Here is a 10,172-nt window from a genome sequence, read left to right on the forward strand (position 1 = left end):
CAACCAACAGCCCTCGGGCGAGCAGCCACCCCGGCCGACATCGATCGGAATGGCCGGCCGACATGGCGTCGGAATCGGTGGCCGACTTCGCCGGAATCCGCATGCTGTGGCGCGCGGACTGGCCCGCCGGTTCTGCGCTGGTGTACGAGGGCGTCGAGATCAATCCCAGGCACCATCTCCGCCAGGGCTGCGGTGAGGTCACCAAAGCGCCGCTTCAGGTCTGCATTCTCAATAAGCAACATGCGCAACTGCGCACGGGTATTTGGATCCTCGATTGCCTCAATTCGATCTGCCAGTGATGACCCGCGCGTTTTCCGTCGTCCCGTCTCAGGGGCTTGCTCCTGTTCCTCTCGGCGGAGCGCGACGTAGGCACGAAATCCCGCGGCGTCGTTACGAATACTCTGTCCGTCAGGCCCTTTTTTGAAGAGCCGATTGCACTCGCGGCCGACTTTCGCTGCATCGATGATGGTGCGTAACCGCACCAAGGAGTCGCAGGCCTGCTCCAGACGATCGAGGCTCTGCAAACGCTGACTGCCGGCCTCGGCACGTAGCTGGTTTAACAGCTGTTTGGAGGCTGGCAGGAAAGGATCGTCCGGTGAAGCGGCCACGCTCGGTTCCATCCTTACACCATTTGCATTTAGGCGCACGGGAGGAGGCCAGCCACCTCGCTCTCCCTCTGACGAATGACCTCGAACAGGTTTTCTGCATTGATCGCCCGAGCGGTGCGAACCTGCTCGGCGGCCTCCTCACACAACACGCGCAGGGCTGGCGCGACGTCGAGAGACTCCAACCCAAGCCGCAACCCATCGAGCTTGTCCTCCGGCACCAATGCCATGAAGGCTTGCCCAAGCAGATTGCCGGCCTTGAGGCGTTCCTCTCTGGGAAGTCTGATGAGAAGGGGATCAAGACCATTCGCGTCTAGCACAGCGTTTAGCCACTCATCCCGATCCATGATCGCCTCGCGGGTTCCCGGGCGGAACTCGGTAACGATGAGTTCGGCGCCTTCGGCGATCGACTGGAGCAGGTGGAACTCGTGCCGACCCTCGATGCGTGCCGAGAAACTGCGATTATCCATAGGAGTCATCAGGGATCCAGCCGGCCCTGCGGTACCGGGCTTTTCGGGCGAGGCCTTCTGTTCCATTCCGTTGAGAAGCTCGGTGGCCGCCTGGATGTACTGGACCTCGGCTGACCATTCCGTGGCTGCGCTGTCAAATGAGCGGCGGGCCAGCTCTAGTCTCCCGTCGATCGTCACGGTCGACTCGCCCTGATCTTCGAGGTCGAAGCGCCGCTTCGTAAGTTGTGCAATTTCCTGTCCGAGGCGCCTCATCTCGAACATGAGCGTGTTCGCGTTGGCTACCATGCCCAACAGAAAGCGTGGCCCGGTGACCCTGTACCGGCACAGCGAACAGGCACCAGCACGAAGCGGGAGGTGGGCATTTTTGTACCACCGGCCACCGGTAGCACAATCACCACCCGGGCAGATCCCGTGGCTGAGGACCTTCCAGGACTTATCGCCGCTGCCAAATTTCGATTTCAGCATTTCAAGGCCGATCGAGTCTTTGGCACTCCGCATGTTGAAGAGCGAGCTGGCGAGATCATCAAATGGAACCTTGCCGATCGCATCGGCATCCATGCCGCGCTCGCGGAAGTAGGTTTCCAGCTCCTTATAAACTCGCGATGCCCGGATCTTGTTATAGTAGAGCGTCATGACCATGCTGGCATGACCGACGACTTCCTGAACCATGTCGGGCGGCATGCCACGATCGATCATTGCCGTAATGCCGGACACGCGCAGTGCGTGAATGTCGTAGATCGGTGCACGCGTGGTATCGGTGCGCAGCTTCGTCAGCGCAATGCGGTTTTCCGGGGCGCGATTCTTGTTGTAGCCCTCCTCGACCGCGGTGAGCAGCTCAACCCAGTATGCGAACAGCCTTTCCCGGGAGAGCGGTTGTCCGTCGCGGCGGGCTGGATCACGGAATAAGGGGAAGGTGTCGGGAATGAGCGCGACCACTTCCTCGTCGTGAAACTCATCGAGGTAACTCTCTGTTTTGGCCTTTACCGGCTCTTTGACCGGCGCGTACCTGCTGACCCAGGCGCGCATCCGCAGCAGATTCTCTTCAAGGCCCGGTGGGCACCAGGGAACCGTCCAGCCTTGGTCGGCGGTGTGCTCGCTGGTCTTATTGGTATTCACTCGTAGCCCAAGGACATGACGCGGTGTGCTGGTTTGATCGTCTGGACCGATGCCGATATCGACCAAACACAACGCACTCTCCTGTCGGCCCCGCGAAGCGAGTGGCCCGGTGTTCGGTACCAATGTCCGGGTCATGGGATCGAAGGTCAGTTCGTCGCCTTCGCCGCTGTCCAGATAGCGAGCCTGAAAACTTCGGAACGGCAGCTGCAACAGCAGATCAATGAGGAGAGAATAGGCCGGGAACCAGACGTCTTGAAACCGAGCGGTCTCCGGGTCAAAGACGTTTCTATAATGGTTCTTCTTCGCGCGCGAGAACGCGAAGTCATCTTTCGCATTGAATTTTCTGATGAGTTCTAACTTTTCGGCTTCCATGGCCGGGCGTGGAGTTTTCCTGCGCTTAGAGCCGGACTTGAACTTGTCCCGTTTCATATCGATCGGGTTTGCGATATCGAGGCCCTGAGCGTGGATTTGGGCGGCAAAAATGCTAGCGATCTTCGACAGAATGGTCGTGCGGCGGTTCAGGGCATTTTTGATGTTTGGCCTGGCTCCGTCGGCAGGGTACCTGGCCGTCAACCAAGCTCGAAACGTGCGATTTATCCCGCTCGGGTCGTGGATATGCTGCTCACGACTGAGCGCCTCCATGCCCGCGGGAATGGCGTCCAACGTGGTCAAGTAATGCAAAAACACCGCCGCTGCATCTCTGAAATTCGAGATGGCTTTGACCTTCAGGAGACCTAGGGCGTCGGTGAAGAAATCCGCCCAGCCGAAGAGATCCTCTCGGGGTTCGTAGCCGGGCGGTGCGACGCTCCGCCCCGGAACGTCCCTTGTCTTGACCCATCCAAAAGGTCCGCCATCGGTCTTGCGAGCGTCTCCGGGACGCTTTAGACGGTAGTCGTGCCGGTCAGCGGACAGGCCCAGAATGGCGAGGGTGGTATCGAAGGCCAGGTTGGCCATCATCCCGACTTCGTTTCGCTCGCTCCAGACCGCCTTGTAGCGCGCCACGAGCCCATCACTCAATAGATCCGGGGTGGCGAAGGTCGACGTGAGTCGCAGACCTCGTAGGGTTCTATAGAGATCAGTCGCCTGAAACGAAGTCCTCTCGGCAACGCGACTGACCTCGGCAATCTGGCTCCAATACTCGAGCATCCCATCGCCAAAGCAGTGTGTGGGCCTGCCCCGCAAGCTGTTCCAATAAAAGCGGGAAACCCTCTGAGGCAGAAGCACCAAACCTTCGCGATTCAGGTAGGCGAGAAACATCACCGGAACCCGGTCGCGTTGGCGAGTTGCTTCTCGACCTTCTTCTGTTTCGACGAGCAATGTCGTGTTCAGACGCTCAAGAAATTCGGAAGCCGAATGAGACTTGCAAAGCCAGTCGTCCAGATGCAATCCGGCGTGTTCGTATGCGAATTTCTCCTTCAACCCAGCAGCCATCGAGTGCAGCCCGATGACAGCCTCGGCTCCTGAGCTGAAATCGGATTCTGCAGGGGGAAGAAGCTCGATGGGCACACTGACGAGCCGCTGGCCGTGATTGCCGTCTCGCCGGCTCCAGCCAGATCGGTAGGCTTTGGTGGTTACGCTGGCCGGCGTGATGTTCAGGACATCAGCCACCTCGGCGACGGGCAGCCAACGGGTGGCAGTCTCCGACGGAGGTGGGGAAAAGATGGCTCGCGCGTATCGTCGTTGGTCCGCGACCGTCATGTTATGAACAGCCGTGGTCTCCGTTCCGTTCTCCAACGGTGCGAACGAGCGCAGCAGAGCGCTTGCCGGCCGGTTGCCCTGCCGCGCGATGTATAGGAAACGCCAGTTCCGAAGCTGGCCTTGGTTGGCACGGGGCTGCTCGTCGAAAGCTCCGGTCAATGCGTATATGAGGTCGGGAAAGACAGGGCCTTCTTCGTTCCTGCTGAGGTCCCTGATATCCACGTCACCCCGCCGCGAAAGCATCAGATCGAGGAGCCACTTACGTTGCTCGGCCCTGAATGCAGCCAAGTGTTTCGTGAGATCCTCGATGTCGACGTCCTGCAGCAGAACAAGATCGTCCATCGCGGTGTTCAGCAAAACCTCCTCGTCATTAACGACGGAGTGGAAGGTTTCGACGAGCCCGCGAGCGCGAGCAGTCTCCAAGTCCAAAATCACGACTGCACCCCCGTAAGCCTACGTCCAGTCTGACGATCCAAGGCCGCGAAGATCTGGCTAGCCCGGGCCCGGCCATAGGCCTCCTGACTTGTGTGGCTCTTGTGATGCATCATGTGTTGGATGCTCTGATCCGTCAGGCCGGCATTGAGAGCGAGGCGGCGATACAGGCTCCGCAGCTTATGGAGTGAGGCGTTGCCTCGGTACGGCGTGAGGCCTATGCGCTCGCAGGCGGCTTCGAACGCTTTCCGCACGTTGCTCATGGTAAGAGGAGCGCCATACCTCGCCCCGGCATTGGATCCACGACCGATATTTATATAGAGCCAAGGATGTTTGTTCTGCGATGGAATGGCTGCACGAAATTCCAGCAAATCCCGATAGAGGCGGAAGTATTCTGCCGCCCACCTACGGTCGATCCAATACACCTGAGATATGCCGTATTCTTCGTTTTCCTCCGATACTCCCTTCCAGCCGGCAAACTCAGGATGCCGACGATGGAGTACGTTGCGGGGTGTGCGGTTCTGTACCGCCAGGATTTGTAGGCGCGAGCGGGTGAAGTTTGTGAGCGATCCGGTGTAAGTCGCCTCGGCCGGATCAGCCAGGACAATCACGCATTCGGATGTAGTGGGTGAATCAGGGAAGAGCCGCGGCCGCGTAGCGCCCGGCAACACGTCATCGACCCAGAGATTGAGTTGCTCGCTGATCCTGGGGCCGCCAAACGCGGCGGCAATCCAGATCATCCGATGGACAATGTTCGGTGTGCGTTCGATCAGCTCCTCGACACGGTCCTCGGGAAAGTACCCTCTGTTGGAAGCAGTTATTCGCCCTGCCGGGCGGCGACGTTCGCCCGGAACTGCAACCTCTGGAATCGCTGGCGTGCCCGGTACGGCGTCCCTGCGCTCATCTCGCTGGCTGTGAAGGTGAAAGAGGAAATCCCGTTGGGATTGGGCGAGCTTGCGTTGGATCTCGGACGCGATCCCTTTGGGCGCCGGCAGGGACCTTTCGCGGAAGGCAGGATAATGGCCGTACCGCCTCACGCAGAACTCGAAGAAGCCCAACGCGCGGCGCATGTCGTGCTTCACCGTTGTCCATCGGACGGGCTTCCATTCAATCCCTCCTGCATCCGCTCCTACAAAGTGTGCTGCCCCACGGTAACGGGTTTGCAGGAAGCGACCAAGAAATGAAGCTAAATCATGTTCATTTATAACAGGATCTCTAAGCATGATTTCATGGTAATCCACCATCATTCCAAATACACGGGCGGATTCATCTAAGGTTTGTTCGGCTGCACCTCTGTCCTGCAGCTCAAGTGCATATTCCAGAAACTGCCAGTGAATCCTCGGGGCGTCCCCTTTCTTCCGAACAATAACCAATGGTAGAATTGTGCGCGTTGCCGCTCGGCGTACTCGTATGACCGTGTGGACGGTCCTTAGCGGTAGGTCCGATTCGCTGTCGCTCATGCTTTGCTATACGCTAATCGAGAAGAACATTCGACGAACAACGATGCACCCCATCAAGGGACCGCTGCGGTGCTGCGGAGGACGTCGGCCTCGGGTGCTCGCCACGGGCGCCGCCCGATATGCACCGCGGCGCAGCCCGTCGAAGCTGTTCTCGATCAAAGATCAGGATTTTCCGGCGCGTGGCGCTCACCGCCACGGGCCAGGGGCCAAATAAGTCGTCCGAGTTCCGCGATGGGCAGAGTTCGGGCGCGCGAACCGAGGGCAAGGCGTCGTCCGCCCAGGACAACCGGCCCGGCACCTGGCGTGCCGTCCGCCATGCAAACTTCACTGGAGCGAACTTCTGCCCACTCGCAGATCGCTTCGATCGCCTGAGCGGCCCCTGGGCTGATTGTCTCGGCATCGGTGTCAGGCCAAAGCACCAGGACGCCCGAGCAGGCATCCGATCTCAGGAAACGCAAGCCGCGCGACAAGCCTTGTGCTTCGAGCGCGTGGGCGGCGATTTCGAGGAGACCGGTCCAGCCTGCTGGGATGGCAGGTAGCGCTGGCGCCAACTCCGGTAGTACGCCGGCGAGAGCTAGGCGGCGGACCACCTGTTCGGCGCCGTTCACCGGTGGCTGCGGGAGAAGCAATCGGGGAGTGCCATCGCTGCACAGCGGCAGGGCTGCCGACCCGCGCACTGCGCGGATTGATGGGTGGTCAAGAATGCTTGCCCTTTTGATCATGGCGCGGCTCGCCTCCGGGCCGGATCGCAACGGAACAACTACGCTTTTCGGTTGCGCGGCAAGGGCTGCCCTGCGAAGGCGGCCCAGCCGGCCCGGATTTCTGATCGCCTCGGACTTCGGAGGGCTGGCTGCCCGGCCCGTCTGAAGACGTACCCGCGGGCCGCATCGGTGCGCTGACCAGCGAACGGGAGCACCACGACATGGGTGACCGGGGCAGGGACCTGAACGGTCCAGAACCGATGCTCTGGTAGAAGCTGAGCCGCGACGGCATCACCTTCAACCACTCCTACCTCGGCCAGGAGAGCGCCATGCGGGCCGAAACTGACATGCAGATCGGGCCGCACACAGCGACCGCGTCCATGTCTGGGCCGCTCGGCTTGTATTTCCATCCTCGGAGCCAGGGCAGCGAGGAGACCGGTCGCGGCGGCGCGGAGGTGCCTGTGACGCTGGCCCTCGTGGCCGGTCCTCGTACCCCAGGCTTTGGCCATCGCAAGCTCAGCAGCGGGCATCGGAGGGATCCACGCCACCGCGACCGGGTCGCACTCGATTTCGCCCGCACCGATCGCGCCGGCGAGGAGACCCGCCGACAGGCCCGGTCTCTGGATCCCTGCTGCGTCTCTATGCAGTGCCAGCGCGAGTATATGAGCGAGTGCGTCTGTGATCAGGCGGATTGGAACGAACCCTGACCTACGTGGAACTCCTGGCACTCCTTCGAAGTGGCCTCGGACCGCATCTTCCGCCGAGATCGGGTGTGTTGGACGACGCTGCATACAAAGCTGTTCCATGGCGCAACCGCCGACACGTTCTAAAGGGATCATTGCGGACCTCCGTTACCGCAAAACTTAAAGGTTATCGTAAAACAGTAAAGCAATTTGGCTTCTGATCGAGATTGGTTGACTGCAGGTCGGTCAGGCCGCCTATGCGCCGCCATGAAGGACGACCGGAGTCTCACTCCCGCTCAAGGACGCGCTGGGCGCGCACTGCTAGGCTGGTCACAGCGGGAACTCGCGGCCCGTGCGGGGGTGGCTGAAGCCACTGTCACACAGTTTGAGAGGGGCACCCGCAGCCCCTCACGCGCAGTCGCCTGGGCAATGCGCTCGGCTTTGGAGGCGGGCGGTGTCGAATTTATCGCTGCCGGTGATGGTAGCGCCATTGGGGGAGGCGAGGGGGTTCGTCTGCGTGCCGCGGCGGACGTCAGTGACGCCGACCCGCCTCCGAAAAGCAGCACGCCATCCCCTCGTGGCGGCTAGACCTTACCGGTCTTCGACCTCGCCTTCAGGCTTGGTTATGCGTCAGCGGCAGGGGTGGCGGACGTCACCGGCAATCACCTCAAAGGGGAGCGGGAAGCGCACGCATCCCCGATCATGATCATAGGGCAACTGGCCCATCCAGGACTCGGGACATGCAAATCGCTACGACCCTCACGGTGGCTGCCGATTGTGATGCTGATGTACTCAACGTGGTGGCTATGCTACTGTACCGCTGGCGCGACGACCCTGGCAGCACCTACCGAAGCTGGTTCCTCTGGGAAGAGCGGGTGAAGAACTTCCGCTCCATCCGGCGCGGCATTCAGCAGGTCGTCGCCGACATCAAGGCGGGCCTGGGCGCAGTCGGCGGCCTGCTCTTCGACGTCGGCAGCGGCCGTTATCCGGCGCCACCACTTTGGGGTGATGTGGATGCCCGGGCCGCGTGGGAGGCGGACCTCGCCCGGGTGCGCGAGGAAGGTTCCAAAGCAGCCAAGGCGCTTGCCGAGGCGCGGGAGTCCGACCATACCAACACCGAGGACCAGGGCTGGCTGCGCGACCTTGGCATGTCGCTCGGCTACAACACCTGGGTCGAAGCGAACGACCGCAACCGTCCGCTTGGCAGTGGCAGGCTCGGGAATGGCTGCCGCTCCGCCCTGCCGGGCTTTGACACCGGTTCCGGAGCGGACGCCGTGCCGCTCATTGACGTGCTGTGGCTCGACAAGGAATCGAAGCGTATCGTCGCTGCCTACGAAGTGGAGCACATCACCTCGATCTACTCCGGAATCGTCCGCATGCTCGATTTGGCGCTTGGCCCCGAGGCGCACGCGCTCGAGGGCATGTTCCTCGTCGCGCCGGACGGCCGCGAAGGCGAGGTGCGCGAGCAATTGACACGGCCCGCTTTCTCGCGCGTCGCTGACCTGAAGGTGCACTACTTGCCCTACGGCGAGCTCAAGGCAAACCGTAAGACCATCGCCAGATTTGGGCACGGCATGAAACCAATCCAGGCCATCTCGCGGGCCCTGGTCTAGGGAGCACGGCGGTCGCAGGCTGGACCATGGCGTGGCACAGCGAGCCGGGGCCGCGCCGAGAACAACTCACGGATATGGGCCGGAGCGACCACGCTGGGCTCCCATGGCGTGATCTGTATTAGCCAGCACTTCATCTGACAGACGGCGTTTCGCTGTTGAGCCAGATCAATGTCCGGCCGTGCGGCACCTCCGCAACCACTACACACGCCCTTGCCTAGGCGGCCACGCGCGTGCGCCGCGCCTCGTCCACCGGTGGCGGCTTCGGGCAGGCGCAATGCATGAAGCTCTCCGTGGGGCAGGTGACACAGGCCGCTAGAAGCAGCGCGGCTAGCCCGCTGCGCCCGGTGATGTCTCACGTGCAGCGCGTTCGGCATCAGAGCGGCCTGGTCGGGCCGCATCGCGCCCAGGAGCGGCTCGATGCAGTCACAGGCCCATGCCGCGGCGTCCGGCTCCGGAGCGACCAGCATCTCCGCGAATTCCCGCGGGTCCTCCGGACGCTCCTGTCGGCGCGCGAACTCGCGCCCGTGGTCGGCGAGTACGGACGGTGGACGGCGCGGCCGGGCGGGGCCGCGTCGGGAGCGGCTTACGGGTACGGGCCGGAGCGGCCGCGCTGGGCGCCCATGGTGTGGTCCATGTGCTGGCAGTAGGTCACCATCCGCTGCATGTCGGGAGAGACCGGCGCGCCCTGCCGGATCTGCTGCCGCATCTCCGCGCAGTGGGCCATCCATGCCTGATGGTCGCCTGGAGCCGGGGTGGCCGCTACGGTGCCGGGCGCGCTCGGCGCCGCGGCCCCCGGGGGCGCGGCCTGCTGCTGCGGCGCGCAGGCGGCGAGGCCCGCCGCCAGGAGCAGCGCCAAGCTCGCGCCGGTGGCCTTCATCAGTCTGGTCATGCTGTTCTCCTACTGATTCTGGCCGTGCGTGGCGCCCCCTGCCGCGGACAGCCGGAACTGCCCGGGGCGAGTTTAAGTTCCGCATGCGGTTCCGTTCATGTCAAAGTATTGCTGACCGCACGCGCGCCAAACTCACCCGCCCCGTTACCCCGGCGCGGAGCGGCCCGCGGGGGCGTCGCCGCGGTCCGCCCGGGCGTCTCCGGTGGCGTGGTGAACGCCGTGGCCGTGCGGCATCAGCAGGTGCATCAGCGGGCAGGCGAGCAGCAGCAGGTAGGGTAGCAGGCCGAGAGCGTGCTCGTAGTGCTCCCGCAGCACGAAGAACGCGGCGACGAGGCCGAAGCCGATCGCGGCGACGCCGCCGCGGGTCCGCCACCAGGGCACCGGGGTTTGACCGTCCATCTCATGGCTGTGTCCATGAATGTTGGCCCACCAGTGCTGACGAATTCTGGCCCACCTGCCGCTTCTGACCGCCCTGGCCGGGCCGCGGCCCGGCCAGGGCGGTCAG

Annotated in this window: 8 protein-coding genes; 3 read left to right on the forward strand and 5 right to left on the reverse strand. The window is 62.5% G+C overall.

Annotation, left to right across the window (positions count from 1 at the left end):
* Positions 1 to 299: hypothetical protein (locus DOO78_RS26170; RefSeq protein WP_207803076.1), on the forward strand; the 299-nt coding region annotated here is incomplete at its 5' end.
* Positions 300 to 637: 338 nt separating this feature from the next.
* Here DOO78_RS26170 and DOO78_RS26175 read toward each other — a convergent pair.
* From DOO78_RS26175 to DOO78_RS27230, 3 genes are all read right to left on the reverse strand, one after another.
* The gene (locus DOO78_RS26175) at positions 638 to 4,231 is read right to left on the reverse strand and encodes a VPA1269 family protein (protein ID WP_128080172.1); all 3,594 of its coding nucleotides are present in this window, start codon (positions 4,229 to 4,231) and stop codon (positions 638 to 640) included.
* Positions 4,232 to 4,320: 89 nt separating this feature from the next.
* Positions 4,321 to 5,781: a tyrosine-type recombinase/integrase gene (locus DOO78_RS26180; RefSeq protein ID WP_111472825.1), complete on the reverse strand. Its 1,461-nt coding sequence runs from the start codon at positions 5,779 to 5,781 to the stop codon at positions 4,321 to 4,323.
* A gap of 155 nt (positions 5,782 to 5,936) precedes the next feature.
* Complete coding sequence (locus tag DOO78_RS27230; protein WP_165839099.1) at positions 5,937 to 6,389, reverse strand: hypothetical protein; 453 nt, start codon at positions 6,387 to 6,389, stop codon at positions 5,937 to 5,939.
* Between the two features lie 1,043 nt (positions 6,390 to 7,432).
* On the opposite strand from DOO78_RS27230, the gene DOO78_RS26190 reads away from it, so the two are divergent.
* Positions 7,433 to 7,753, forward strand: coding sequence for a helix-turn-helix domain-containing protein (locus DOO78_RS26190; RefSeq protein ID WP_111472827.1), 321 nt, complete (start codon positions 7,433 to 7,435; stop codon positions 7,751 to 7,753).
* A gap of 152 nt (positions 7,754 to 7,905) precedes the next feature.
* Positions 7,906 to 8,778, forward strand: a complete 873-nt coding sequence (locus tag DOO78_RS26195) for a hypothetical protein (protein ID WP_111472828.1) — start codon at positions 7,906 to 7,908, stop codon at positions 8,776 to 8,778.
* A 583-nt stretch (positions 8,779 to 9,361) separates the two neighbouring features.
* Here the strand turns inward: DOO78_RS26195 and DOO78_RS26200 are convergent.
* Both DOO78_RS26200 and DOO78_RS26205 read right to left on the reverse strand, forming a co-directional pair.
* Positions 9,362 to 9,667: a hypothetical protein gene (locus tag DOO78_RS26200; protein WP_111472829.1), complete on the reverse strand. Its 306-nt coding sequence runs from the start codon at positions 9,665 to 9,667 to the stop codon at positions 9,362 to 9,364.
* Between the two features lie 144 nt (positions 9,668 to 9,811).
* Positions 9,812 to 10,066, reverse strand: a complete 255-nt coding sequence (locus DOO78_RS26205; RefSeq protein ID WP_111472830.1) for a DUF2933 domain-containing protein — start codon at positions 10,064 to 10,066, stop codon at positions 9,812 to 9,814.
* Positions 10,067 to 10,172 lie beyond the last annotated feature (106 nt).

It is taken from the genome of Roseicella frigidaeris (assembly GCF_003258945.1).
GTDB lineage: Bacteria > Pseudomonadota > Alphaproteobacteria > Acetobacterales > Acetobacteraceae > Paracraurococcus > Paracraurococcus frigidaeris.

Coding starts and splice junctions, on each gene's coding strand:
- DOO78_RS26175 (WP_128080172.1), bottom strand. CDS start 4,231: ATGGACGATCTTGTTCTGCTGCAGGACGTCGACATCGAGGATCTCACG.
- DOO78_RS26190 (WP_111472827.1), top strand. CDS start 7,433: ATGAAGGACGACCGGAGTCTCACTCCCGCTCAAGGACGCGCTGGGCGC.
- DOO78_RS26200 (WP_111472829.1), bottom strand. CDS start 9,667: ATGACCAGACTGATGAAGGCCACCGGCGCGAGCTTGGCGCTGCTCCTG.
- DOO78_RS26180 (WP_111472825.1), bottom strand. CDS start 5,781: ATGAGCGACAGCGAATCGGACCTACCGCTAAGGACCGTCCACACGGTC.
- DOO78_RS26195 (WP_111472828.1), top strand. CDS start 7,906: ATGCAAATCGCTACGACCCTCACGGTGGCTGCCGATTGTGATGCTGAT.
- DOO78_RS26205 (WP_111472830.1), bottom strand. CDS start 10,066: ATGGACGGTCAAACCCCGGTGCCCTGGTGGCGGACCCGCGGCGGCGTC.